The following is a 25061-nucleotide window of genomic DNA, read 5'->3' on the forward strand; positions in this document are numbered from 1 at the left end:
CATTTTGTCAGGTTTTCAACGCAGTGTGTCCAGCAGCGGCAGAATGCGGGCCACCTTGTCATAAGTTTCCTGATATTCGTCGTCCACGTCGGAGTCGGCAATGACGCCGCCACCGGCCCAGCAGTGGAGCTGTCCCTGTGCGGCGATCAGGGTGCGGATGCAGATGCTGGTATCCATCCGGCCATGCTGGCTCAGATAACCGATGCTGCCGCAGTAGGCGTTGCGCCGCTGGGGCTCCAGCTCTTCGATGATCTCCATGGCCCGGATCTTGGGGGCGCCGGTGATGGAGCCGCCGGGGAAACAGGCGCGCAGCAGGTCCACCGCCTGCCACCGGACGTCCAGCTCGCCGTGGATGGTGGATACCAGGTGATGCACTGCCGGAAAAGACTCTACCGCAAACAGGCTGGGCACGCTGACCGAGCCGGGCCGACTCACCCGGCCGATGTCGTTGCGCAGCAGATCCACGATCATCAAATTCTCCGATCTGTCTTTGTCGGCGCCAGCCAGCTCGAGGGCACTGGCCTGATCTTGCGCTGGGTCGGCCAGTCGCGGGCGGGTGCCCTTGATGGGCTTGGTCTCGATATGGCGCTGGTCGAGCAACAGGAAACGCTCGGGGGAGAGGCTCAAAATGGCCCCTTTCGGCAAGCGCAGGAAGGCCGAGAAGGGGGCTCGGTTGGCTTGTGACAGCGCCTGATAGGCCTGCCACTCGTCGCCCCGATAGGGCGCGCTGAAGCGCTGGGTCAGGTTGATCTGATAGCAGTCCCCGGCGGCCAGATAGGCCTGGACCTTGGCAAACTTGTCACCGTATTGCGCGCGGCTCATGTTGCTCTGCCATCGTCCCTGCAAAGCAAAGGGCTCAGTGGCGGTAGCCTGCTGCGCTTCAAGCCACTGCAGGCGGCGGGCAAGGCCGGCCTCATCGCCCCAGTGCACCAGCTGCCACTGACCCGTCGCCACGTCCCGCAGCAGGGCCCAGTCATAGATGCCGACCGCCATGTCCGGGATGGTCACGTCACGGGCGGCCAGGCTCGGCAGACGCTCGAAACGGCGGCCCAGATCATAGCCAAACAGGCCGAGTGCACCGCCGATGAAAGGCAGGGGCGTCGCTTGACTGATGACCTCTCCCAGCAGGGCGTGTTGGCGTTGGGCCAGCAGCGTCAACGGATCATCTTCACGGGATTCGTGCTGATCTCCCTGCGCGATGCGGGTCAGCGCTCCCTCGGTCTGCAAAGTGGCCAGCGGATCGGCGGTGATGATGTCAAAGCCGTTGTCCGCTCCCAGCGGGCCGGCGGATTCCAGCAACATGGCCCAGGGCAGATGATGAAGGCGTGCGAACAGGGCATGGAGCGCCGTCTGGTGATCAAAATGGTGGATATGCAGCGTTGGTTTCATTTTTTGTTACACAGGCAACAGTTTACAGCCTGCTCCCTAGCCGGTACGGGGGTGGCAAGCGTATCATAGCCGCCGGAATTTTTAGAAAAAACACGCCGTTGTCTTATCGGGCCGACAGGCAAGTCGCCTGGCACCACCCCACCGAAGCACGGCTCATATGGAAGCCCTTGCTCTGCATCGAGCCGGAGACAAGGACCAGTGAGGATGATATGAGCATCATTAAAAAACAGGATTTTATCGATTCCATTGCCGACGCCCTGCAGTACATCTCCTACTACCACCCCCTCGATTTCGTGCAGGCCGCCAAGGCTGCCTATGACCGCGAGATCAACCCGGCCGCCAAGGACGCTCTGGCCCAGATCCTGATCAACTCCCGCATGTCTGCCGAAGGGCATCGCCCCCTGTGTCAGGATACCGGCATCGTCACCTGCTTCGTCAAGATCGGCATGCAGGTGCAGTGGGACAGCGACATGACGGTGCAGGAGATGGTGGACGAGGGCACCCGCCGTGCCTACACCAATCCGGACAACCCGCTGCGCGCCTCCGTGCTGGCCGACCCCGCCGGCAGCCGCAAGAACACCAAGGACAACGCCCCGGCCGTGGTGCACATCGACATGATCCCGGGTGACAAGGTGGAAGTGAGCATTGCGGCCAAGGGCGGCGGCTCCGAGAACAAGTCCAAGATGGTGATGCTCAACCCCTCCGACGACGTGGTCGAGTGGGTGCTCAAAACCGTGCCGACCATGGGCGCCGGCTGGTGTCCACCGGGCATGCTGGGGATCGGCATCGGCGGTACCGCCGAGAAGGCGGCTGTACTGGCCAAAGAGGCCCTGATGGAGCATATCGACATCCAGGAGCTGATCGCCCGTGGTCCGGAGACCACCGAAGAGAAGCTGCGGGTCGAGCTCTACGACAAGGTCAACAAGCTGGGGATCGGTGCCCAGGGGCTCGGCGGTCTTACTACCGTGCTGGATGTGAAGGTGAAATCTGCGCCGACCCACGCGGCCTCCAAGCCGGTGGTGATGATCCCCAACTGCGCGGCGACCCGTCACGTGCACTTCGAACTGGATGGCTCCGGTCCGGCCGAGCTGACTCCGCCGAAGCTGGAAGATTGGCCGGAGATCACCCGCTCGGCCGGCGGCAATGTGCGCCGTGTCAATGTCGACGGCATCACCAAGGCAGAGCTTGCCAGCTGGAAGAGCGGGGATACCGTGTTGCTCTCCGGCAAGATCCTGACCGGTCGCGATGCCGCTCACAAACGCATTGCCGACATGCTGAAAAAAGGTGAGGGGCTGCCGGAAGGAGTCGACTTCACCAACCGCTTCATCTATTACGTCGGCCCGGTCGATGCCGTGCGTGACGAAGTGGTCGGCCCGGCCGGCCCGACCACCTCCACCCGGATGGACAAGTTCACCGACATGATGCTGGGAGAAACCGGCCTCATCGGCATGATCGGTAAATCCGAGCGAGGCCCCAAGACGGTCGAGAGCATCAAACAGCACCAGGCCGTCTATCTGATGGCCGTCGGCGGCGCCGCCTATCTGGTGGCCAAGGCCATCAAGAAGGCGCGGGTAGTGGCCTTTGCCGACCTGGGTATGGAAGCCATCTATGAGTTCGAGGTGGAAGACATGCCGGTGACCGTGGCGGTCGACTCTCAGGGCAACAATATCCATGAGACAGGCCCGGCTTACTGGTCTGCCAAGATTGCCGAGCTCGACGGCAAACTGGCGTGAGCGAAAGCAGTTTGATAGCTGTTCACTCACGATCTTGAGACTTGTCTCGAGGCTCAGCGTAAACAGAAGCTGCGCGTGACCGTCATGAATGTAGCCGTGATACCGCTGCCATCATAACAGACAGAACGAAGGCGACCTCAGGGTTGCCTTCTCTTTTGGCCTGCGTGCAGTTGCATGATTGCCAACTGCCAACTGCCAACTGCCAACTGCCAACTGCCAACTGCCAACTGCCAACTGCCAACTGCCAACTGCCAACTGCCAACTGTGCTCGGTGTGAGGAACTCTGCGCCTTGCTTTCAATGCCGGCTTCCACTTCCGTCTGTCGGCAGGCACTTGCCGCTGTTGTCTGATGGTTGCAAGGCTTTTGTCACTGAGTGATTGCTGGGCTGTTCAGTGCCCAACGAAAAGCCTGTTCAACTCAGTAGTCAATCCTGCAAGGCGTCTCCTCGCACTCTTGGCACCTGTCAGTGGTTGAGATAGACATCCTGCCCGCCATAGAACAGTGAACCACTGTGGACGGGAGAGGATGCGGCCGGTTCGAAGAAACGGGTCAGAACCCCGCAGCGTTGTCCCAACTTGCTCAACTTGGCGCGATCCAGCATGACCTGTTCCGGCAGCCAGGTCAGCACGGCGGCGCAGCGGCCGTTGCCCAGACTCTGTTCCAGCGTACGCTGCCAGTTTTTGATCTTGGGGCTGTGCAGCACCAATACTCTAGCGGGATTGATCCCTTGTGCCTGCAACTGTTTGGCTACTGGCAGGCCGGGTGGCGCAATCAACAGGATCCAGCCGGTATTGCCATGGCTCAGTCTCACCAGCTCATCAAGCAGCGGGGCTTCATGGGCAATCGTTGCGCTATAACGCTCATCATCCATGTTGCCTTGATGCCGGGTGGGCCAGGGATTGCTCATACCGGCTGAGGTGGTGATCGGGTACTGACTCATGGGCTGGCTCATATGTTTGTCCTGTATGAATAACCATGCTGTATGCGCATACAGTAGTTGCTGTTGATGCCAGTGACAAGCCATTTGTGCTCTAAAATGTGATCGAATTGGCAGTGGTTGAATCTATGGTATTGATTATAAAGATTATTTATTTGATGTTGGCGGTGGGTGTTTTTTAGCCTATGGACAAAGTAGGAGGGGGCGCCCATGGTTATACAGTATGTCTTGCACAGAGGAGAGATGAGATGGACGTCAGCACCTTGCAACGACTGGATGCCAATATCCTGCTCGGGATCATCAACGAGAAGCTGCGGCTGGAGTGTGACGGGCTGGAGGAGTTGTTGGCCTACTACGACATGACGGAAGATCAGCTGGCTACCCGCTTATTGCAGATAGGCTATCACTATGACCCCATGAGCAACCAGTTCAAGGCTCATGGCTGACCCGCAGAAATCAACCGCACAGTCTTGGCCTTTGTTTCTCATGAACAGCGCACATTGAAATCGTTTTCAATGTGCGCTGAATTTTCAGTTATTTTCAAGGATTTTCAGCGCTTGGCAATCATTGAAAACCTATTCACGTATTTATATTTTCATGCCGAGACTAACTGTATGATTTTTAATGAAATTAAAGATTCATAATGGCAGGTTTCAGGAAAGGGTTTTCAAGCTTGAACTGTCATTTTTATGCGTTAAAGTGTGACTTGCGTTAACTTTTAAACCAGCGGCTTTAGCTAGTATGCCCACGCCGGAACATATTCTGAGATAACAACAGCGCCGGTCCCTAATGGGATAACAATTTATTATTCTGTAACGAAGGAAATGGTTTATGGCTACCAAGAAGAAGACAGACCAGGATCTCCAACTGGATAAAGATCAGCTCAAGGCGAGTATCGTGCGTCACCTGCGTTCTACCTTGGGTACAAGCGAACAGAAAGCCTCGCCAGAAGCGTGGTGGAAAGCGACCGCAGCCGCCGTCAACGAACAGGTGTACGAGCGCCTGACCCGTACTCAGCAGACTCACTTCAAGAAAGATACTCGTGCGATTCACTATCTCTCTGCTGAATTCCTGATGGGGCGTTTGACCTCCAACAACCTGCACAACCTCTCTCTATACAAAGTTTGCGAAGAGGCGCTGGGTGAACTCGGTCTGGAGCTGACCGATCTGTGTGAACAAGAGCCCGACATGGCGCTCGGTAACGGCGGTCTGGGCCGTCTGGCCGCCTGCTTCATCGATTCCCTGGCGACCCTGAACTACCCGGCGGTCGGTTATGGTATCCACTACGAGCACGGCTTGTTCCGTCAGGAAATTCAGGATGGTCGCCAGATTGAGCGCCCCGACTCCTGGCGTGAATATGGCAACCCCTGGGAGATCTGCCGCCCGGAATCCGTGCAGGAGATCCCGCTCTACGGCTATGTCGAGACCGTCTTTGGTGACAACGGTGGCCTCAAGAAGGTGTGGCACGCCGGCCGCAAGATCAAAGGGGTGCCTTGGGATATCCCGGTGGTCGGTTTTGGTGGTCATACCGTCAACATCCTGCGCCTGTGGGAATCCCGCGCCTCCGAGTTCTTTGACTGGGACGTGTTCAACGCCGGTGGCTATATCGATTCCCAGGCGGAGAAAGCCCAGGCCGAGACCATCTCCAAGGTGCTCTATCCGAACGATGAGACCGATGCGGGCAAAGAGCTGCGCCTGATCCAGCAGTACTTCTTCTGTGCCTGCTCCATCAAGGACATCATGCGTCGCTACAAGCGGGTGCATGGCGCCGACTTCAGCAACTTTGCCGCCCAGATTGCCATCCAGCTCAACGATACCCACCCCACCGTGGCCATCCCTGAACTGATGCGGGTGCTGGTGGACGAAGAAGGGCTGACCTGGGACGCGGCCTGGGCCATCAGCTATCAGGTCTTCTCCTACACCAACCACACCCTGCTGCCGGAAGCGCTGGAGAAGTGGTCGGTCAGTCTGTTCGAGAAGGTGCTGCCCCGTCATCTTGAGGTGATCTACGAGATCAACGCCCGCTTCCTGAGCGAGCTGGTGGAGCCCAAGTGGCCGGGTAACGACGCCATCAAGGCCAAGCTCTCCATCATCGAAGAGGGGGATGTGCGCAAGGTGCGCATGGGCAACCTGTGCGTCATCGGCTCCTCCAAGGTCAACGGTGTGGCCGAGATCCACTCCAAGCTGGTGAAGGAAGATCTCTTCCCCGAGTATGCCGAGCTGTGGCCCCAGAAGATGTGCAACGTCACCAACGGGGTGACCCCGCGCCGCTGGCTGCTGGCTTGCAACCCGGAACTGGCCGAACTCTACAACGAGGTGGTGGGCAAAGAGTGGCCGCTGCAGCTCGACAAGCTGCGCAACGTGGTCAAGTTTGCCGACGACAAGGCGTTCCAGCAGCAGTTCATGACCATCAAGCGCCACAACAAGGAGAAGCTGGTCAAGGTGATCAAGGCCGAAACCGGCATCGAGGTGAGCTCGGAGGCGATCTTCGACGTCCAGATCAAGCGTCTGCACGAGTACAAGCGTCAACAGCTGAACCTCATCCATATCATGGCGCTCTACCGTCGCCTGCTGGCCAACCCTGACTATGACATGCACCCGCGGGTGTTCATCTTCGGCTCCAAGGCGGCGCCTGGTTACAAGTTGGCCAAAGACATCATCTACGCCATCAACAAGCTGGCGGAGCGGGTCAACAACGATGCTCGCATCCAGGGCAAGCTGAAAGTGGTGTTCATGCCGAACTACCGCGTCAGCCTGGCCGAGAAGCTGATCCCGGCGGCTGATGTCTCCGAACAGATCTCCACCGCCGGCTATGAGGCCTCCGGTACCGGCAACATGAAGATGGCGCTCAACGGTGCCATCACCATCGGCACGCTGGACGGCGCCAATATCGAGATCGCCGAAGAGGCGGGAGCCGAGAACTGCGCCATCTTCGGCCTGAACGTGGACGAGGTGAAGGCATTGAAGGGCCGCGGCTACAACCCGTACGACTTCTACTATGCCAACTCCGAGCTCAAGGCCGTGCTGGACTGGTTTGATACCGACTACTTCACGCCGGGTCGTCCGGGCGAGCTCTCCTCCATCAAGCGCTCCTTGCTGGAAGGGGGGGATCCCTACCTGACCCTGGCCGATTTCGCCTCCTACTCGGAAGCCCACAAACTGATCGATACCTGGTATCGGGATCCGGCCCTGTGGGCGAAGAAGGCCATCATCAACTCGGCCACTATGGGCAAGTTCAACTCCGATCGTTCCATCCAGGACTATGTGGATCGCATCTGGCAATTGAAACCCTGCAGCATCGGCTGACCAGACGGTAAACCAGCAAACCCCCGCCATGCGGGGGTTTTTTATTTTGCGTGGGCGTGTTGGTGGGAGGCTGCGCGGAAAAGAGAGCCCAGAGGGAAACGTCAAACCAGAACCATCACCATACGACTCTTTTAGCTGAGAACTGTGGTTGTTCACAGGTGGTGAACGGATGAGCAGGGGAGCCGTCTGGCCGAGACTGCATACAGAAGAGGCAATAAAAAGGCCCCGTCAGGGGCCTTGGTACTCGGCATATCAGTGCAGTATGTCACCCATGAAGTAGGCGAGCAGGGTCAGAATGACGGTGAAGACCAGGTTCAGCACCAGGCCGGCCCGCATCATCTCACGCTGTTTGATATGACCGCTGGCGAACACGATGGCGTTGGGCGGGGTGGCCACCGGCAGCATGAAGGCGCAGGAGGCACCAACGGCGATCAGCACGGAGACGACGATGGGTGATACCCCCAGCGCCTGGGCAACCCCGGCAAACAGCGGCACCAGCAGGGCGGCGGTGGCGGTGTTGGAGACCAGCTCGGTCAGGAACACCACGAACGCGGCCAGACAGAGCAGGATGATGAAGATCGGCATGGTGGCCAGACCGTTGGAGAGGTGCTCCGCCAGGAAGGCGTTGGCCCCGGTCTGTTTGAGGATGGCGCTTAAGGTGAGGCCACCACCAAACAGCATCAGCACACCCCAGTCGGTGTTCTGGTTGATGTCGTCCCAGCTGGCCACCCGGCTGATGGCAATAGCCACGATGGCGCCCATGGCGATCAGGGTATCGAACTGGGGAATGCCTCCCAGTGCCTTGGCGATGGGCTGGGAGCCGATCCACAGCAGTACTGTGGTCAGGAAGATGAGCAGGGTGATCTTGCGTTGACCGGTCCACTGGATGGTGACCTGCTCGGTGCTGACCTGATGGGAGAGATTGGGACGGGTCACCATATAAAGCAGGCCAATGCCCACTGGCATGAAGATGAGCACCACCGGGATGCCGAACTTCATCCAGTCGGTGAAACCCAGCCCCATCTGGGCGGCGGCGATGGCGTTGGGCGGGCTGCCGACCAGGGTGCCGATGCCGCCGATGCTGGCGCTGTAGGCGACCCCCAGCAGGACGAAGACCAGGGTACGGCGCTCCTTGTGGGCGTCGAGACCTTTCAGCATGCCGAGGGCCAGCGGCATCATCATGGCGGCAGTGGCGGTGTTGCTGATCCACATGGAGAGGGCGGCCGTGATGGTGAAGAGCACGATGGCGGCCCAGCCGAGGTGGCCTCTGGCAAGCTGCATCACCTTGGCGGCGATCTGGGTATCCAGCCCCTGTTTGGAGAGTGCGGCGGCCAGTGCAAAGCCGCCGAAGAACAGAAACAGCACCGGGTTGGCGAAGTCCGTCAGCGACTTGCTCATGTCAAAGACCCCGAGCAGGGTGGCAAGTACCGGGATGGAGAGGGCCGTGATGGTGATGTTGACTGCTTCAGTCAGCCAGAGGATGGCGATGAAGACCAGGATCCCCAGCCCCTTGTTGACGCTGGGGTCAAAGGGGAGCCAGGCCAGCATGGCACAGAGCAGCAACACATCCAGGATGACGATCCCGGATTTGATGTCCAGCCAGCGTGATGGGGTAGTGGAGGGTACTGCAGATGTGTGCATATTGTTCTCTCGGTTAATTTATGGTTGTTGTTGTGTTGCCGAGATTACATTCATCCCCCCGTTTGAAACAGGGGGAACTGGTCAAAGCATGCCGGGACTCACAGAGTCAAGGAAAGTGAAAACATTAAATAAACACAAATTAAACATATTGGTATCATTTGTGGCCTAGATGAAGCTGTACAACCACTCCTTGAACATGCTGGGAGGAAGGGAGCCACTGCGCTGTGCCACCATCTTGCCCTGCTTGAAGACCATCAGGGTGGGAATGCTGCGAATGGCGTAACGGGCCGCAATGGCGGCTTGTTGCTCGGTATCGACCTTGACGAAGCGGAGTCTTGGTTCAAGTTCACTGGCAACTTGTTGAAAAACAGGTGAAAATTGAAGGCATGGCCCGCACCAGCTGGCCCAGAAGTCGACCACGACCGGGATATCCGACTGGATCAGGGTATCGAACTGCTGCTCCTGGCCGTTGACCGGGGTGGTAACGAACAGCCCGCTCTTGCAGCGGCCGCATTTCGCATTTGAATCCATTTTTTCTTCAGGCAGGCGGTTCCTGGTGAAGCAATGGCTACAATAGGTAGTGATAAATGACATAATTGATTCCTGTATGCATAAGCCCTGCAACATCTTATTGCACTGACAGGGCAGAGTAACGGTAACATAGTAGTCAGTTATCTTTCACAGCCAGTTATCCTGTGTCGACATGATGTCGGTGGATGCGTGGCCATGACATGAGAATCGAGACGGGATGAATAATGTGACACGGGTCAATCGTGTTGTGCTTAGCCTGATCATCGTATCGCTGCTGGCGTTTTCCGGCTATTGCTGGCAGCTGCTCAGCCAGCAGCAGAAGGCCTCCGAGCTCAGCGTTGCCGCAGAGTTGATCCTCAACCGGGTCAATACCGACACTGTCTATCTGCTTGGCCGCGAGAAGGCCAACGACGGCAATGTACAGCAACGTCTCAACCAGTTGTCGAGCAACCTCGACAGTTTCGTGCGCCAGGTGCGCAACGATCCCGATTCTGCCGACAATCCCCACTCCCAATCCCTGTTGCACGACATCGACAGCTATTTACTCGACTTGGCCAAGCTTTATTCCATGGAGATGGCGATCGAGTACATAGAGCAGCCTTTTCAAAAGCAGCTCAACGGCTTGCTGGCCACCTTGCCGGCAGACTCTCCGCTTGCCATCGACCTGACCGAACTGGCCCAGCTCAGTCACTACCTCAAGCGCAGCTGGGACAAGGGCGAGCAGCTGCGGCTGCAGGCCCTGCAGCGCCGCCTCAAGACGGCCTATCCCGCCCATCCCGAAGTAGCAGGATTGGCCCAGCTGAGCGAGGATGTCAGCCATCAGGTGGTGGAGTACCACGTGCTGCGCAACCAGGTGATCGACATGCACGAACTGGAGGGGCTGTCACTCTGGAAGCAGAGCAAGATGGAGCAGGCTTCCTCCCTCAAGAGCCGCTTCTATCTGATGGTATTGGGGGGGGCCATGCTCTGTTTCGGGCTGGTGGCGGTGACCCTGTGGCGGCGCAACCAGAAGCTGAGCGAGTTGTCGCGCCAGACTGGCTTGCTGGCCCAGGCCAAGAGTGACTTTCTGGCCAACATGAGCCACGAGATCCGCACCCCTATGAACGCCATCATCGGGTTCAGCTCGCTGGCACTGCAGACCGAGCTGGATCAGCAGCAGCGGGACTACCTCAGCAAGATCAAATCCTCGTCGGACACCCTGCTGCTGCTCATCAACGACATTCTGGATCTGACCAAGGTGGAGTCCGGCAAGCTGACCCTGGAGGAGATCGACTTCGATCTGAGCGAGCAGATCGACTCGCTGGCCGGCATGTTTGCCGATCTGGCCGAGCGCAAGCAGGTCGAGGTCATCATCAACAAGTCTCCGGCCGTGCCGGATTTTCTGCGCGGCGATCCGCTGCGCCTCGGCCAGGTGCTGGTCAATCTGGTCAACAACGCCATCAAGTTTACCGAGCGGGGCGAGGTGGAGGTGGCCATCACCCTGGTCAACCAGCACCCCATGCAGGTGCGTTTCAGTGTGCGTGACACCGGCATCGGCATCGCCGAGGAGAAACAGGCCCAGTTGTTCCAGCCCTTCACCCAGCTGGAGGCAGGCAATACCCGCAAATACGGCGGCTCCGGGCTGGGTCTGAACATCTCCCAGCGTCTGGTCGAACTGATGGGGGGCCGGATCACGGTACAGAGCAAGCCGGGAACGGGCTCGGTCTTCCAGTTCGAGATCCCCATGACCAAGGCTGTCTATGGCGTCTCCGGGCGGCGGGTCTTCTTCGAACATCAGCCGCTGGTGCTGGTGATGGATGACAACGAGCTGGTGCTGGATCTGGCCAAGGATATCCTGGGTCGGGCCGGTGCCAGGGTGATGGCGGTCAACAGCCTTTCCCGGGCCCGCCAGGTGCTGCGGGAAGAGGGGCAGAATATCCGGCTGGCCATTCTGGACTGGCGTATGGGGCAGGAAGACGGTCTGGATCTGGCGCTCGAGATGTATCAGCACAGCCAGTGGCGCCGTCTGCCGATCCTGATGACCAGTGCCTGGGCCAAGGAGGGACTGCATGGGCGGATGGAGAGCATGGGATTGACCCACTTCCTGCCCAAGCCGATGACCGAAAATGCCCTGCTGGCCAAGGTGGACGAGCTGCTCAACGGCAGCTCCCACGATCAGCAGTTCCGTCAGGCCGAGGCGCAGGGGGATCAGCAGCATTTTCGCGAGCTGCTGCAAGGCATCCGGGTACTGCTGGCCGAGGACAACCGGGTCAACCAGCAGCTCATCATCGAATACCTGCGCCGGGTCGATGCCCTGGTGACCGTGGTGGGCAACGGCCGGGAGGCGGTCGAGCGGGTGGCCGAGCAGCCCTTCGACGTGATCCTGATGGACTTGCAGATGCCGGTACTCGACGGGCTGGATGCCACCCGCCAGATCCGCAAGATGGTCGACAAGCACGATGTACCCATCATCGCCCTGACCGCCAGCGCCATGCCGGGAGACAGGGAGCGTTGCCTCGGGGTCGGCATGAACGGCTATGTCACCAAGCCGGTTAGCAAGCTCGATCTCTACAACAACCTGCTGCAGTGGGTGAAGAGTGCCAGTGGCGAGCGGCGGGTGCCGCTCGAGGTGAAACCGCCCGATCTGATGGGGGTGCTGGATCTGGAGGATGCCCTCAGGCGGCTGGAGCAGGACAAGGAGGCGCTGCAGATCCTGTTCAAGCTGTTCATGTCGGAGCACAAGGACGACCTGTGGGAGATCCGCTCCGCCCTGCGTCGTCAGCAGCCCGATATCGCCTGTCGGTTGCTGCATACCCTCAAGGGGGTCTCCGCCAATATTTCCGCCTCCCGTCTGCAGATCATGGCCGGTGAGCTGGAGTGGCGGTTGCGCCAGCAGGAGGAGCTGACCGAGCAGGATCTGGAGCAGTTGCAACAGGTGTTCAGTCTGACCCGGGAGGAGGTGTCCCACTTCCTGCTCACCGGGGAGCAGCATGAAACACCGTACGCAGGCTTCGGACAGCGTGATGATCGCTTGTTGTAACAGGTGAAATAGCAATAATTCTCAAGCCGCTTGCTTCAGGCTATCATGACCCCTTCGTATCGCCCCCAGTCGGGGGCGATTGCATTGAGTTTCCCCGTGATGGGCGCCGGCCCTGGGCCGGTCGCGACAAAGGATATCTACGTGAGCGTATTTGCAAGGCTGGGCTGGTTCTTCAAGGAGCAGTGGCGGCGTTACCTGATCGCCATCTCCCTGTTGATGATGGTGGCCCTGTTGACCGTGATCCCGCCCAAGGTGGTGGGCTGGGTGGTGGATGGCATTGCCAAAGGGTCCCTTGATAGTGCAACCCTGACAGGCTATCTGGCCGGGCTGTTTGGTCTTGGCCTGCTCATCTATCTGCTGCGCTACGTGTGGCGGGTCATGCTGTTTGGCGCCTCCTATCGGCTCGCCTATGTGCTGCGCAACCGGCTGTTCAGCCACTTCACCCGCATGAGTCCGGACTTTTATCAGCGCCACCGTACCGGCGATCTGATGGCCCACGCCACCAACGACATCCAGGCGGTGGAGATGACCGCCGGGGAAGGGGTGCTGACCCTGGTGGACTCCATCATCGTCGGGGTGCTGGTGCTCTCCATCATGTGCAGCCAGTACTCCTGGCAGCTGACCCTGCTCTCCCTGTTGCCGTTGCCGGTGATGGCGTTTTTCATGAACCGCTTCGGTACCCAGATCTACAAGGAGTTCAAGGCGGCACAGGGAGCCTTCTCCCGGCTCAACAACAAGACCCAGGAGGCCCTCTCCGGCGTGCGGGTGCTCAAGTCCTATGCGGTGGAGTCGCTTGAAGATCACGGTTTTGCCGAGCTGACCCGGGAGGCGGGCGCCTGCAACATGGCGGTGGCCCGCATCGATGCCAAGTTCGATCCCGTGATCTACCTCTGCATCGGCTGCTCCTACTTTCTGGCGGTGGCCGGCGGCAGCGCCCTGGTGCTGCGTGACGAGTTGACCCTGGGGGAGCTCACCAGCTTCACCATGTACCTCGGCCAGCTGATCTGGCCCATGTTCGCCATCGCCTGGTTGTTCAACATCATCGAGCGTGGCAGCGCCGCCTATTCGCGGATCGAAAGCCTGCTCGGCGAGCGCAGCGACATTGAAGAGCCGGCCCATCCGGTGGCGCTGGCCTCGGCCTTTCCGCTGCGCGCCGTGGCGCTCAGCTACCAGCTCGAGCAGCGCACCCTGCTGCGCAATGTGGATTTCATCCTGCAAGCCGGCGGCATGCTGGGGATCGTCGGGCGCACCGGCGCGGGCAAGAGTTCCCTGCTCAAGCTGTTGATGCGACTGGCCAACCCCACCGCGGGGGAGATCCGCATGGGGGAGGTGCTCATCTCGCAGCTGGCGCTGGGTGAGCTGCGCGGTCAGTTTGCCTATGTGCCGCAGGAGCCGTTTCTCTTCTCCACCACCATTGCCGCCAACATCGCCCTCGGCCGCCCCGATGCCAGCCGGGAGGAGATTGAGCGGGTGGCGCGCATCGCCTGCGTGCACGACGACATCAGCCGTTTCCCCAAAGGCTATGAGACCGAAGTGGGGGAGAAGGGGGTGACCCTCTCCGGCGGTCAGAAACAGCGGCTCGCCATCGCCCGAGCCCTGCTGCTGGAGGCACCCATCCTGGTGCTCGACGATGCCCTCTCTGCGGTGGATGCCCACACCGAGCAGCAGATCCTGCACGCCCTCAAGGCCCACAAGCGTACCCTGATCCTGGTCAGCCACCGGATGACGGCGGTGGAGCAGGCCGACGAGATCCTGGTGCTGGATCAGGGCCATGTCAGTGAGCGGGGTCGCCACGGCGCCCTGATGGCCCACAACGGCTGGTATGCGGATATGGTGCGTTACCAGCGTCTCGAGCAAGACGTGGAGGAGAGCCTGTGAGCCCACTCATCAAGAGTACCTTCATTCTGTGTGGCGCTGAGCCTGAGTACTGGTATGTCGGCCTGGTGCCTCATCATCAGCGGCTGAAACAAGACGTGGAGGAGCGCCTGTGAACCCGACCATCAAACGACTGCTCGGGTACTGTGCCCGTTATCCGCGCTGGCTCATTCAGGCGGGGATCTGCCTGCTGCTGGCCACCGGCGCCGAAGTGGCCGGTCCCTTGCTCATCAAGCTGTTCATCGACGACTACCTGGCGCCGCGCCAGCTGGTGTGGCCCGCCATCGCGGCCATCGCCGCCGGCTATCTCGGCCTGCAGGTCTTGTCTGCGGCTGGTTTCTACCTGCAATCCCTGCGCTTCAACCGCATCGCCCAGGCGGTGGTGCAGCGGCTGCGCGAGCAGGTGTTCGCCACCGCCATCCGGCTGCCGGCCAGCTACTTTGACCAGCATCGCTCCGGCTCGCTCATCTCGCGCATCACCAACGACACCGAGGCGATCATGAACCTCTATGTGCAGGTGATTGGGCTGCTGGTGCAGAAGGTGGTGCTCTTGTGCGGCATCCTCATCTCCATGGCGCTGCTGGATCTGCGGCTGATGCTGGTGTGCGCCTGTCTGTTGCCGGCGGTGGGCGGCGTGATGTGGCTTTATCAGAAACTGAGCGTGCCAGTGGTGCGGGCGACCCGCAGCCTGCTCTCCGACATCAACAGCCGCCTCAACGAATCGCTGCAGGGGATGCCGGTCATTCAGGCCATGGTGCAGGAGCGCCATTTCGCCAACGCCTTTGCCGAGGTGAATCAGCAGCACTGGGCGGCGCGCCTCAAGAGCCTCAAGATCAACGGCATCCTGCTACGCCCGCTCATCGATCTCTTCTACATGATGGTGCTGATCGGCCTGTTGGCGCTGTTTGCCCGCGAGGGGCTGAGTGCGGAAGGCGCCATCCAGGTGGGGGTGCTCTACGCCTTCATCAGCTATCTGGGGCGGATGATCGAGCCGCTCATCGAGATGACCAACCAGCTCAACCAGTTGCAGCAGGCCATGGTGGCCGGGGAGCGGGTCTTTGCCCTGCTCGATGAAACCCGCGAGAGTACCGAGGGCGAGATGCGCCAGCTCAAGGGACAGGTGAGCTTCGAGCGGGTGAGCTTCTCCTATGATGGCGAGCAGCAGGTGCTGCGCGACGTGAGCTTTACCGCCAAACCGGGCCAGATGCTGGCGCTGGTGGGTCACACTGGCAGCGGCAAGTCCACCATCATCAGCCTGTTGATGGGCTTCTACCCGCTGGATCAGGGCCTCATCCGCTTCGATGATCATCCGATGGCGAGCCTGTCGCTCTCGGCGGTGCGTTGCAGCATCGGGCTGGTCCAGCAGGATCCCTTCATCTTCGTTGGGACGTTGGCGGAAAACCTGCGCCTTGGTCGCGACGGCATTGACGAGGCGCGCCTGTGGCAGGCGCTGACCGAGGTGCAACTGGCCGAGTTCGTGCTGAGCCTGCCGGAGGGTTTGAACACCCTGATGGAGGAGGGGGGCAAGAACCTCTCCGCCGGCCAGCGCCAGCTGCTCTCCTTTGCCCGTGCCCTGGTGGGGGATCCGCGCATCCTCATTCTGGATGAGGCGACTGCCAGCGTGGACTCCCAGACCGAGCTGGCCCTCTCTTCGGCGCTGGCGGCGGCGCGCCGCGGTCGCACCACCATCGCCATCGCCCACCGCCTCTCGACCATCGTCGATGCGGACGAGATCCTGCTGCTCTCTCGCGGTCAGGTGAACGAGCGGGGTACTCATGGCAAGCTGATGGCGCTGGGCGGCCATTATGCCCAGCTGTTCGAGATGCAGAGCCAGGGCGCCTGGCTTGAAGAGAAGCGGGCCTGACCAGTGCATCTGCTGTGAACCAGTAAGATGGAATAAAGAGGGAACCGGTGCGGTTCCCTCTTTTTTGATGAGAGGAAATGACGGCAAGCGTGATCCGCATCCTTGTCGAACGCCAGCCATGCTGGCAACATGTTGTTTACATCAACTCATCGGATCAGTTCGCATATGGATTTGCAACGTTTGAAGGCCAACCTGGCGCTGCGGCTTTTTGCCTGGCGCTATATCCCCGTCATCGGATTTTGTGCCCCCGTCATCGAAGAGATGAGTGCCAAGGCGCTGCGCATTCGCATCCCGCTCGGTTGGCGCACCCGCAACCACCTGGGCAGCATGTACTTCGGCGCGCTGGCGACCGGCGCCGATCTGGTGGGCGGTCTGCTGGTGATGGAGAAGGGGCGGCAGCGGCGCAAGAAGGTGCACTTCGCCTTCAAGGATGTGCAGGGGGAGTTTTTGAAACGGCCCGAGGGGGATGTGCAGTTTGACTGCGCGGCCGGGGAGGAGATCGACGCCATGATCGACGAGTCGCTGGCCAGCGGTCAGCGCATCAATCGCCCCATCCGGGTGGTGGCCACTTGTCCCTCACTGAACGGGGATGAGGCGATGGCGCGCTTCGTACTGACCCTGTCGATCAAGGCCAGCTGAATGCCAAAGGGCGCGTCGGCGCCCTTATTCAAGCGAGATCAGAGGATCTCGGGGCTGACGCCTTCTTTTACGACCACTTTCATGCCGTTGAAGTTGACCACTTGCTCGGCCACTGTGCTGGGTAGCATTTGCGTGGCAGAGCGTCGGGAGTCAGAGGATCTCGGGGTTGACGCCTTCTTTCACGACCACTTTCATGCCGTTGAAGTTGACTACTTGCTCGGCCACGATCTTGCAGCGCTTGCGGGTCTCGACCTGACCGTCCACCTCTACCAGCCCTTCGGCGACCAGCGCCTTGGCCGCACCGCCACAATCGGCCCAACCCTGATGTTTGATAAGGTCGCACAAGGCAACGAAGGGGTGGCCTTCGAGCAGAAACGTCTCCATGGGAAATCCTCTAGTGGATGAATGGCTGAAACAGCAGGGCGGTTATTCTAGGCAGTTCGGGCCGTCAAGGAAAGGGCAAGGGCGCCTGTCTGAAGGCAATTGTGGCTTGCAAGACCATTTTGGGGGCGCACACCATAGCAGTCAGCCCGGCAGTGGCCGGGCTGACTGAGATCATGGGGCAAACCCCTTTTCAGCCAAACTTCACCACGGCTTCACCGCTGACGGCGATGGCGCCGGTGGCCGTCAGGATACGGGTGGCCAGGGTGATGATGGGCTTGTCGCTGCGCATGGCGATGATCTCCACCTCTGCCGTCACCTCATCCCCCACAAACACCGGCTGCTTGAAGGCGAGGCTCTGACCGAGGTAGACGGTGCCCTTGCCCGGCAGTTGCTGGCCCAGCAGCCCCGAAAAGAGGCTTGCCAGCAGCATGCCGTGCACGATGGGGCGCTCGAACGGCGTGGTGGCGGCGAAGGCGGGATCCAGGTGCAGCGGATTGAAATCCTCCGACAACCCGGCAAACGCCTCGACCTCTGCCGCACCGAACCGGTTGGTCAGGCTGGCCTTTTGGCCCACCTCGAAGGGAAGCGTGCTCATGCTGGCTCCTCCTCGGGGGTCTGGGTAAAGACCGGGTTGAGCCGTACCTTGACGTAGCTGCCGGGGGCCGCTTCCAGCCCTTCACTCGGGATGCGGGCGGGAAGGGGGGCGGGATCCTCTTCCCGGCTCTGGATGAAGGCTGCCATCTGCGGCCACCAGGAGCCTGGGGTGTGGCTTGCGCCGGCGAGCCACGCCTCCGGGCTGGCGGCCTCGGCGTCGTTCTGCCAGAAGCCGTACTTGTTGGCGTCCGGCGGATTGACGATGCCGGCGATGTGGCCCGATTCAGCCAGGATGAAGCGCTGCTCGCCACCGAACAGCTTCATGCCCTGCCAGGTCCCTTGCCAGAGGGCGATGTGATCGTCCATGGCCGAGACCAGCAGCACCGGGGTCTTCACCTTGCCGAGATCGATGCGGGTGTGGCGGATCTTGAGCTCCCCCTTCACCAGCTGGTTCTCCAGATAGAGCCGGCGCAGCAGACTGCTGTGGGTCTTGCCCGCCACATTGGTGCTGTCGCTGTTCCAGTGCAGCAGATCGAACGCCACCGGGCTCTGCCCCTTGAGATAGCTGTCGATGTAGTAATTCCAGTAGAGGCTGTTCTCCCGCAGCAGGCTGAAGGAGACCGCCAGCTGGCGCCCGTCCATGATGCCCTTGGCCTCGTTCTGGGCTTCCAGCGCCGCAATGATGGGCTCGTGGATAAAGATGCCAAGCTCTCCCGGTTGGGAGAAGTCGAGCAGGGTGGTGAACAGGGTGGCGGAGCGAACCCGCTGCTTCTGGCGTCTGGCAGCCAGCCAGCCCATGGCCAGGGAGAGGGCGGTACCGCCGATGCAGTAGCCGATGCCGTGCACTTCCCGCTCGCCGGTGGCCGCCTCCACGCCATCCAGCGCGGCGATGACACCGTCCACTACGTAGTCGTCGAGATCGATGTCGGCCTGGGCTGGACCCGGGTTGCGCCAGGAGATCATGAACACCGTCTGGCCCTGGGCGACCAGCCAGGCCACCAGGGAGTTCTGGGGCCGCATGTCCAGGATGTAGTACTTGTTGATGAAGGGTGGCACGATCAGCACCGGCGTCCTGGCCACCGTTTCCGTGGTCGGGCTGTACTGAATGAGCTCATACAGCTCGGTGCGCTGCACCACCCGGCCCGGCGTTAGCGCCAGATCCCGCCCCAGCTCGAAGGCGGACTCGTCGGTCAGCCGGATGTTGAGCTGATCGGCGCTGCGCTCGAGATCTTCGGCCAGCAGCGCCAGCCCGCGCACCAGATTCTGGCCGTCAGACTCCAGGGTCAGCTTGAGCAGCTCAGGGTTGGTGGCCAGAAAGTTGCTGGGGGCCATGGCGTTGATGTACTGGCGGGTAAAGAAACGCAGCCGCTCCCGGCTCTTCTGGGGCACCCCCTCGAGGGCATCCACCGAAGCCAGCAGGTGCTTGGCGGTCAGCAGATAGGATTGCTTGAGGTAGTCATAAATGGGCTGCTCGCTCCAGGCGTCGGCCTTGAAGCGGCGATCGCTGCGCTCGGGGGCGATGAGCGGTTCGCTCTGCTGGCCTGCGCTTTTTAGCAGGGTGTGCTGCATCAGCTTGAGCTGATCCTGCCACCAGTTCATCTGGGCATTGATCAGTTGCCAGGGCTGCTGGCTACCCTGTTCCAGCACCTGGCCGAGATCGTCGAGATTGGTCTGCAGCAGGGCTTGGGCCGTGCGCTCGGTCTGCGCCTTGGCCATGTCCAGCAGCTTGTCGTTGTAGTGGGCCAGGGCCTCGAACAGCGGGCCGTAAGATGATTGGCTCATGTTCTCTCCTTCACCCATCCCCGGCGCAGGGCGAGCCTGTCGTGACGGAGCATGGGGAGATGTGGCTGCCCGTCGCGGGCAGCCAGGGGGATATCAGGCCTTGCCCGTGCTCTTTTTGATGCCGTCGGCAGCCAGGGCGTCGAGGTCGTCCTTGAACTGCTGGCCGAGGGTGTTGAGCTTCTGGATGTCGTCCAGCATCTGGCGGGAGAGCTGGCTGGCGGTCTCCAGCTGGACGGTGCCGAGGGCCGCCAGGCTCTGGGCATCCTGCACCTTGCCGGCGGCCTGCAGCTGGTTCAGTCCCAGCTCGGCATAGGCGTTGGCGGAGGCCAGCTGCAGCCGGGTCAGCTGTTCGATGTTGCTGGCCAGCAGCTGGTTATAACGGGTGAGGGGGGCGGCAAAGCCTTGCATCTGCTCGGTAAAGGTCTTGATTACGTCCATATTCATCGCGTGTCTCCGTGGTTGGCAGAAGGGTATTGCAAAAGGCCGATGGGCCCATTCTTCGGTTACATCCGTTCGACTACATCCTTAAGTCGTCACGTGTCGTTTGCTCTGTTCAAACGCACGTTTAGGCATTGTGTTATCAAATGAGGCTTGATGTAAATAATATAAATGTTAATTTTTGGCGAAATATTGATTCTGGTCTGTCCAGTTTGATTGGTCCGATTCAGACGAGGGGTGACGCAGCCACGTCCGTCGGGTCTCGTTCCCAGGTCGCGGGGCTGGTAGGCTGACGCCACTCCCTGAGTCTTGAGGAATGCATCGATGAAACCTGCTCGCCTGCTGCTTGCCCTGGGGGCTGCTGCCCTTGGTGGCGTTGCCCACGCCAGTACCCCTGTCCAGCTCTCCTTGCCCGGCGTCAATCTGCCCGCGTCCCATCAGGTCGAGGGGGCCAGAGCCTCTGTTCTCTATGGGCGCACCGGTCAGGTGAAGGGGATCGATCTGCCGGTCTTCGCCCTCTCCGACGTGGATCAATTCACCGGTCTGCAGCTTGGCATCTTCCTCGGTGCCGGCCGGGTACGCCACCAATTTGGCGGGGTGGCGATCAACGCGGTCAACTGGCACGAGGGTCAGGACAAGGGCGTCAACCTTGGCTTCGTCAACCTGACCAACAATGTGCAGGGCCTCAACTGGGGGGCCGTCAACATCGCCAAGGGCAATGCCCTGGCCAACGTCGGCTTCGTCAATTATGCCGAGCGCACCACCTTCCAGCTGGGCTTCATCAACGCCACCAAGCATTTGGACGGTCTGCAGATTGGCCTCGCCAACTACGCCGAGAACGGGATTTTCCCCATCTTGCCGCTGATCAATTTCAAGAAATCCTTCTAAGCCGCGCCGCCAACCTTGCTTTAGGGGCTCCAGCCATTACCCTGTGCTGCATTGATAGCGTGCAGAGGTGACACTGGCATGACAATGGAACACATAGATGCCATCGGCATCGGCTGGGACGTAAGAGGCTGGCAGGGCAGTGCCCAGGCGGTGGCCGTGGTGGGGTGGCAGGCGCGTGAACAGCGGCTGCACTGGTTTGGGGTATCGCCCCTGTTTCGACTGAGCTCACGGGTCGCGCCGGATCTGGATGCCTTGCTGCGCCCGGCACTGCACGACGAGATCCACCTGCTGCAGGTGCTGGCCTGCCCGCAGCTGGCGCTGGGGATCGACGCGCCGCTGGCGTTTCCTCGCGCCTTGGGCGAGCTGCTGGCGGGGAGGGCGACCGAGTGCGCCGTGCCCCAGCGCGAGATAGACAACCTTTATGCCTATCGGGACTGCGAGCGCTGGCTGCACCGGCAATATGGCAAGAAGCCGCTCTCGGCCACCTTCGACAGGCTCGGCAACAACGCGACCCTGGCGCTCGCCATGCTGCCCCGATTGGCCGACTTGCAGCTGGTGCCCAAGCAGCAACCACAGGCCGATCGCGCCGTGCTGGAGGTCTATCCCGCTCTTGCCAAGGTGGGGGGCAAGGCATCGGCAGTGCGTGCGGAGTTGCTGGCGCATCTGCCGGCCGATGTGACGGCAGGCACCGATCGGTACGATGCCGCCATCTGCGCCCTGATGGCGCTGCAATACGCCACCAAGGGGAGCGTCTCCCTGCTGCCGGCACTGGTGGCGCCGCCCGCGGAGATGGCTTTGGACGAGGGTTGGGTCTACCACTTCGCTCGTCCCTGATGAACCGGATCGGGCCGACCAGCCCGATCCGGCCTTTGGCTGTCTGGTGATACCTTCACTTGCACCGACGCCGTTGCCTCCTTCCACTACATTGCCTTGCTGCCTTGCTGCCTTGCTGCCTTGCTGCCTTGCTGCCTTGCTGCCTTGCTGCCTTGCTGCCTTGCTGCCTTGCTGCCTTGCTGCCTTGCTGCCTTGCTGCCTTGCTGGCCGAGGGCCAGGGCTGCCACAGGCACCCGCTTGTTTACTCGTCATCACATGGCTCTGCGCACCAAAAGCCCATTTATTAATCTCATATGCCATCAAGCAATAGCTTTGTTTCACTTTATCAGACCACGTCGGCCATGTTTGCGGTTGCAAGCTGCGGCATGTCAGTAAAGAGGGGGCCGGTGATGGCGATGGCAACCAGCGTCATCGAGGATTTTGCCGACCAAATAAGGGTTTGTGCTGATCAAGGGTGGAAGATCAATATCTTCATCCGATATATTGCGCCTTTCCCCTGACTCTTCTCTGCGGTGATGTCGATGAAACGCATTCTCTCTATCCAGTCCCACGTGGTGTTCGGCTGTGCCGGCAATAGCGCCGCCGTGTTTCCCATGCGCCGTCTCGGTATGGAGGTATGGCCCATCAACACGGTGCAGTTCTCCAACCACACCCAATATGCGGCCGGATGGCAAGGAATGGCGATGCCTGCAGGGCATATCAGCGCCCTGTGCGAGGGGCTCTCGAATATCGAGGTGCTGGCCCACTGCGACGCCGTGCTGAGCGGTTATCTGGGCTCGGCGGAGCAGGGGGACGAGATCCTGGCGGTGGTGGCCGCGGTCAAGGCAGCCAATCCTGCCGCCATCTATTTCTGCGATCCGGTGATGGGCCACCCGGAGAAAGGGTGCATCGTCGCCCCTGGCGTGACCCGTTTCTTGACCGAGCAGGCGCTGCCGGCGGCCGACATCATGGCCCCCAATCTGCTGGAGCTGGAGACCCTGTGCGACGTCCATCTGACCGATCTGGCGCAGACGCGGGCCGCCGCCCATCAGCTGCTGGCACGCGGTGTGAAGATGGTGCTGGTCAAGCATCTTGGACGTGCCGCTCGCGAGCCGGGTCGTTTCGAGATGCTGCTGGCCACCCCCGAGGGGGATTATCTGATCGACCGCCCGCTCTACGAGTTTGCCCGCCAGCCAGTGGGCGTGGGGGATCTCATCAGTGCGCTGATGCTGGCCAATCTGCAGGCGGGTTACGATGCCGTCAGCGCGTTCGAGCGCACCAATGCGGCGGTGGATGCGGTACTGCTGCACACCTGGCAGGCCGATGCCTATGAGTTGCAGCTGATCGCGGCCCAGGAGGCCTTTGCCACCCCCCTGATCAAGGCGCGGGCCGAACGGTTGGCCTGATCTGGCCATCAGGGGGAGGGCCTGGGCGCGGATGATCCGCGCCCAGCTTGGCCCCCTGATCACTCTTCCTCATCTATCAGTTACCAGCTCCCCGCTGCGCCACTTATCTGCTTGCACACCGAGCGAGGCAATGCCGCCTCAGCCGTCACCTTGGTCCTGACGCCGGGCATCCGGTTCAGATCTGGCCGTTGCCCTGTTCCCGCTGCTCTGCCTCATCGAATACTACCTGCTGGTAGTGCTCGACCGTGGGGAAGGGATCGTAGAAGTGATGGAGCAGGGCTTTCCACTGCTGGTACTGGGGTGAGCCACGAAAGCCCTGGGTGTGATCTTCGAGGCGCTGCCAGTGGACCAGCAGCAGATAGCGGTGGGGATCGGTCAGCGAGCGCTGGAGCTGGTGTCCGCCGTAGCCCGGCATGGTGCTGATGATGCGCTGGGCCTGGGAGAATGCCTGCTCGAAGGCGGCAGCCTGATCGGGGATGACCTGCAGATGGGCGACTTCCAATATCATGGTGACTCCTTGTCCCAAGGATAAAGGGGCCATTGCAGCAGGTTGGGCAGGGAATGACAAGGCCGGCCGCTGGGGCCGGCCTTGTCGCTGTGATCACGGCTTTGCTTGAGTGCTGATCAGGCGCGTGGGTGACGGGCCCGGTAGCGCTCGGCCATGGCGTTGGCCGCGATCATGGCGTGGTAGACATCCTGCTCGCTGACGCTCATAGGCATGTTGCCCATGGTGTCGAGGGGATCGCAGGCAAGTTTGGCCACCTGGCGCCACTCGCTCTCCACGAAACGGCTCAGCCCCATCTCCTGCAGGGTCATGGGCAGGCCGGCCAGCTGGATGATGCGCATCACCTCGTCCAGCTCGACCTGGGGCGCGCGCTCGAGTACCAGCTGGGTGAGCAGGCCAAACACCACCTTCTCGCCGTGCTGGGCCCGGTGCAGATCCGCCACCACCGACATGCCGTTGTTGACCGCATGAGCCGCCGCCAGGCCGCCCGCTTCGGCGCCCACGCCGCTCAGATAGATGGTGGCTTCGATGGTCTGCTCCAGCGCCGGGGTAGTGACATGGTGGCGCACCGCGTCCATCGCCAGCTCGATGTTCTCCCCCAGCAGCTCGTAGCAGAGCCGGGCCAGCCCGAGACCGGTGCGGGAGGGGCGCTTGCCCACGAGATTGATACCGTCCGCCCGGTAACAGGCACGGGCCTCGAAGTAGGTGGCGAGCGCATCGCCCACACCGGCGGCGAAGAAGCGGGCAGGGGCCGCCGCTATGATGGCGGTGTCGGCGATCACCACATCCGGGTTCTGGGGCAGGAACAGATAGCGCTCGAACTCGCCCGCCGGGTTGTAGATCACCGCGAGGGCAGTGCAGGGGGCATCGGTGGAGGCGATGGTGGGAAACAGCACCACCGGGCGGCGTAGGTAGAAGGCGACCGCCTTGGCGACGTCCAGGGTCTTGCCGCCGCCGATGCCGACGATGACATTGGCCCCCTGTTGTTCGGCCAGATCACACAGGCGGCGGATCTCGATGTCGGTGCATTCGTAGTTGAACTTCTCGACCGTCCCCTTCAGGCCTGCCTGTAGCAGGCCGGCGAGCGCCTCTTCCCGCACCCTCTCCAGAATGAATTCGTCGCTGACAAGCAGGGCGTTGTCGCCGAAATCTTTTACGTGATCATGGAGTTGGGGCAGTAGATCGTGGCCGATGATGAACTTTTTGGGGGAGGTGACGGTACGAGGCAGGATAGGCATGCAGTATTCCTCAAGGCAGTGAGCGGCATCCGATTGGTATGCAAACGGGTCTTTCTGCCACACCATACGCCTCGTCTG

General features: G+C 60.9%; 20 protein-coding genes. 10 read left to right on the plus strand and 10 right to left on the minus strand.

Annotated elements, in window-relative coordinates:
* Window positions 1-15: 15 nt before the first annotated feature.
* Window positions 16-1302 carry an aminodeoxychorismate synthase component I gene (gene pabB / locus R2E40_RS10465; protein WP_318165547.1) on the minus strand — a complete coding sequence of 429 codons (1287 nt, stop codon included), beginning with the start codon at window positions 1300-1302 and terminating at the stop codon, window positions 16-18.
* A gap of 296 nt (window positions 1303-1598) precedes the next feature.
* Between pabB and R2E40_RS10470 the strand changes: the two genes are divergently transcribed.
* The gene (locus R2E40_RS10470) at window positions 1599-3122 is read left to right on the plus strand and encodes a fumarate hydratase (protein WP_024944465.1); all 1524 of its coding nucleotides are present in this window, start codon (window positions 1599-1601) and stop codon (window positions 3120-3122) included.
* 464 nt (window positions 3123-3586) lie between these two features.
* On the opposite strand, the gene R2E40_RS10475 is transcribed toward R2E40_RS10470, so the two are convergent.
* The gene (locus R2E40_RS10475) at window positions 3587-4075 is read right to left on the minus strand and encodes a cell division inhibitor (protein ID WP_318165426.1); all 489 of its coding nucleotides are present in this window, start codon (window positions 4073-4075) and stop codon (window positions 3587-3589) included.
* A gap of 233 nt (window positions 4076-4308) precedes the next feature.
* On the opposite strand from R2E40_RS10475, the gene R2E40_RS10480 reads away from it, so the two are divergent.
* Complete coding sequence (locus R2E40_RS10480; protein ID WP_005300391.1) at window positions 4309-4506, plus strand: DUF4250 domain-containing protein; 198 nt, start codon at window positions 4309-4311, stop codon at window positions 4504-4506.
* Window positions 4507-4891: 385 nt separating this feature from the next.
* Entirely contained in the window at window positions 4892-7366 is a 2475-nt protein-coding gene (locus R2E40_RS10485) for a glycogen/starch/alpha-glucan phosphorylase (protein WP_318165427.1), read from the plus strand.
* A 252-nt stretch (window positions 7367-7618) separates the two neighbouring features.
* Here R2E40_RS10485 and R2E40_RS10490 read toward each other — a convergent pair whose 3' ends face one another.
* Both R2E40_RS10490 and trxC read right to left on the minus strand, forming a co-directional pair.
* Window positions 7619-9007, minus strand: coding sequence for a DASS family sodium-coupled anion symporter (locus tag R2E40_RS10490; RefSeq protein ID WP_318165428.1), 1389 nt, complete (start codon window positions 9005-9007; stop codon window positions 7619-7621).
* A 165-nt stretch (window positions 9008-9172) separates the two neighbouring features.
* Entirely contained in the window at window positions 9173-9601 is a 429-nt protein-coding gene (trxC, locus tag R2E40_RS10495; protein WP_318165429.1) for a thioredoxin TrxC, read from the minus strand.
* A gap of 154 nt (window positions 9602-9755) precedes the next feature.
* On the opposite strand from trxC, the gene R2E40_RS10500 reads away from it, so the two are divergent.
* The 4 genes from R2E40_RS10500 (at window position 9756) to R2E40_RS10515 (ending at window position 16935) form a co-directional block, all read left to right on the plus strand.
* Window positions 9756-12557 (plus strand): response regulator, encoded by a 2802-nt coding sequence (locus tag R2E40_RS10500; protein WP_318165430.1) that lies wholly within the window; start codon window positions 9756-9758, stop codon window positions 12555-12557.
* A gap of 141 nt (window positions 12558-12698) precedes the next feature.
* Entirely contained in the window at window positions 12699-14435 is a 1737-nt protein-coding gene (locus R2E40_RS10505; RefSeq protein WP_318165431.1) for an ABC transporter transmembrane domain-containing protein, read from the plus strand.
* A 109-nt stretch (window positions 14436-14544) separates the two neighbouring features.
* Window positions 14545-16296, plus strand: a complete 1752-nt coding sequence (locus R2E40_RS10510; RefSeq protein WP_318165432.1) for an ABC transporter transmembrane domain-containing protein — start codon at window positions 14545-14547, stop codon at window positions 16294-16296.
* A gap of 165 nt (window positions 16297-16461) precedes the next feature.
* Window positions 16462-16935: a DUF4442 domain-containing protein gene (locus R2E40_RS10515; RefSeq protein ID WP_026141405.1), complete on the plus strand. Its 474-nt coding sequence runs from the start codon at window positions 16462-16464 to the stop codon at window positions 16933-16935.
* 150 nt (window positions 16936-17085) lie between these two features.
* On the opposite strand, the gene ybcJ is transcribed toward R2E40_RS10515, so the two are convergent.
* The 4 genes from ybcJ to R2E40_RS10540 form a co-directional block, all read right to left on the minus strand.
* Window positions 17086-17319, minus strand: a complete 234-nt coding sequence (gene ybcJ / locus R2E40_RS10525; protein ID WP_318165433.1) for a ribosome-associated protein YbcJ — start codon at window positions 17317-17319, stop codon at window positions 17086-17088.
* Between the two features lie 190 nt (window positions 17320-17509).
* A complete protein-coding gene (locus tag R2E40_RS10530; protein WP_318165434.1) occupies window positions 17510-17914 on the minus strand; it encodes a MaoC family dehydratase in 405 nt (134 codons plus the stop codon).
* Entirely contained in the window at window positions 17911-19695 is a 1785-nt protein-coding gene (locus R2E40_RS10535; RefSeq protein WP_318165435.1) for a class I poly(R)-hydroxyalkanoic acid synthase, read from the minus strand. The genes R2E40_RS10530 and R2E40_RS10535 overlap by 4 nt, the downstream gene beginning before the upstream one ends.
* Before the next feature lie 93 nt (window positions 19696-19788).
* Window positions 19789-20139 carry a phasin family protein gene (locus R2E40_RS10540; protein WP_011706254.1) on the minus strand — a complete coding sequence of 117 codons (351 nt, stop codon included), beginning with the start codon at window positions 20137-20139 and terminating at the stop codon, window positions 19789-19791.
* 318 nt (window positions 20140-20457) lie between these two features.
* On the opposite strand from R2E40_RS10540, the gene R2E40_RS10545 reads away from it, so the two are divergent.
* The 3 genes from R2E40_RS10545 to pdxY all read left to right on the plus strand — a co-directional run bounded on the left by R2E40_RS10545 (window position 20458) and on the right by pdxY (window position 23240).
* A complete protein-coding gene (locus tag R2E40_RS10545) occupies window positions 20458-21021 on the plus strand; it encodes a VC2662 family protein (RefSeq protein WP_318165436.1) in 564 nt (187 codons plus the stop codon).
* 78 nt (window positions 21022-21099) lie between these two features.
* Window positions 21100-21855: a DUF429 domain-containing protein gene (locus R2E40_RS10550; protein WP_318165437.1), complete on the plus strand. Its 756-nt coding sequence runs from the start codon at window positions 21100-21102 to the stop codon at window positions 21853-21855.
* Window positions 21856-22376: 521 nt separating this feature from the next.
* Entirely contained in the window at window positions 22377-23240 is an 864-nt protein-coding gene (gene pdxY / locus R2E40_RS10555) for a pyridoxal kinase PdxY (RefSeq protein WP_318165438.1), read from the plus strand.
* A 175-nt stretch (window positions 23241-23415) separates the two neighbouring features.
* On the opposite strand, the gene R2E40_RS10560 is transcribed toward pdxY, so the two are convergent.
* Window positions 23416-23748 (minus strand): antibiotic biosynthesis monooxygenase, encoded by a 333-nt coding sequence (locus R2E40_RS10560; RefSeq protein WP_318165439.1) that lies wholly within the window; start codon window positions 23746-23748, stop codon window positions 23416-23418.
* 116 nt (window positions 23749-23864) lie between these two features.
* Entirely contained in the window at window positions 23865-24983 is a 1119-nt protein-coding gene (locus R2E40_RS10565; RefSeq protein ID WP_194759633.1) for a glycerol dehydrogenase, read from the minus strand.
* Window positions 24984-25061: the final 78 nt, after the last annotated feature.

Origin of the sequence: Aeromonas sp. CD, assembly GCF_033349375.1 — a bacterium.
Classification (GTDB): domain Bacteria; phylum Pseudomonadota; class Gammaproteobacteria; order Enterobacterales; family Aeromonadaceae; genus Aeromonas; species Aeromonas hydrophila.

Bases quoted from the DNA above. Each gene is read 5' to 3' on its own strand.
- pabB (WP_318165547.1), bottom strand. From the start codon at position 1,302: ATGTTGCTGGAATCCGCCGGCCCGCTGGGAGCGGACAACGGCTTTGAC.
- R2E40_RS10470 (WP_024944465.1), top strand. From the start codon at position 1,599: ATGAGCATCATTAAAAAACAGGATTTTATCGATTCCATTGCCGACGCC.
- R2E40_RS10475 (WP_318165426.1), bottom strand. From the start codon at position 4,075: ATGAGCCAGCCCATGAGTCAGTACCCGATCACCACCTCAGCCGGTATG.
- R2E40_RS10480 (WP_005300391.1), top strand. From the start codon at position 4,309: ATGGACGTCAGCACCTTGCAACGACTGGATGCCAATATCCTGCTCGGG.
- R2E40_RS10485 (WP_318165427.1), top strand. From the start codon at position 4,892: ATGGCTACCAAGAAGAAGACAGACCAGGATCTCCAACTGGATAAAGAT.
- R2E40_RS10490 (WP_318165428.1), bottom strand. From the start codon at position 9,007: ATGCACACATCTGCAGTACCCTCCACTACCCCATCACGCTGGCTGGAC.
- trxC (WP_318165429.1), bottom strand. From the start codon at position 9,601: ATGTCATTTATCACTACCTATTGTAGCCATTGCTTCACCAGGAACCGC.
- R2E40_RS10500 (WP_318165430.1), top strand. From the start codon at position 9,756: ATGAATAATGTGACACGGGTCAATCGTGTTGTGCTTAGCCTGATCATC.
- R2E40_RS10515 (WP_026141405.1), top strand. From the start codon at position 16,462: ATGGATTTGCAACGTTTGAAGGCCAACCTGGCGCTGCGGCTTTTTGCC.
- ybcJ (WP_318165433.1), bottom strand. From the start codon at position 17,319: ATGGAGACGTTTCTGCTCGAAGGCCACCCCTTCGTTGCCTTGTGCGAC.
- R2E40_RS10530 (WP_318165434.1), bottom strand. From the start codon at position 17,914: ATGAGCACGCTTCCCTTCGAGGTGGGCCAAAAGGCCAGCCTGACCAAC.
- R2E40_RS10535 (WP_318165435.1), bottom strand. From the start codon at position 19,695: ATGAGCCAATCATCTTACGGCCCGCTGTTCGAGGCCCTGGCCCACTAC.
- R2E40_RS10540 (WP_011706254.1), bottom strand. From the start codon at position 20,139: ATGAATATGGACGTAATCAAGACCTTTACCGAGCAGATGCAAGGCTTT.
- R2E40_RS10545 (WP_318165436.1), top strand. From the start codon at position 20,458: ATGAAACCTGCTCGCCTGCTGCTTGCCCTGGGGGCTGCTGCCCTTGGT.
- R2E40_RS10550 (WP_318165437.1), top strand. From the start codon at position 21,100: ATGACAATGGAACACATAGATGCCATCGGCATCGGCTGGGACGTAAGA.
- pdxY (WP_318165438.1), top strand. From the start codon at position 22,377: ATGAAACGCATTCTCTCTATCCAGTCCCACGTGGTGTTCGGCTGTGCC.
- R2E40_RS10560 (WP_318165439.1), bottom strand. From the start codon at position 23,748: ATGATATTGGAAGTCGCCCATCTGCAGGTCATCCCCGATCAGGCTGCC.
- R2E40_RS10565 (WP_194759633.1), bottom strand. From the start codon at position 24,983: ATGCCTATCCTGCCTCGTACCGTCACCTCCCCCAAAAAGTTCATCATC.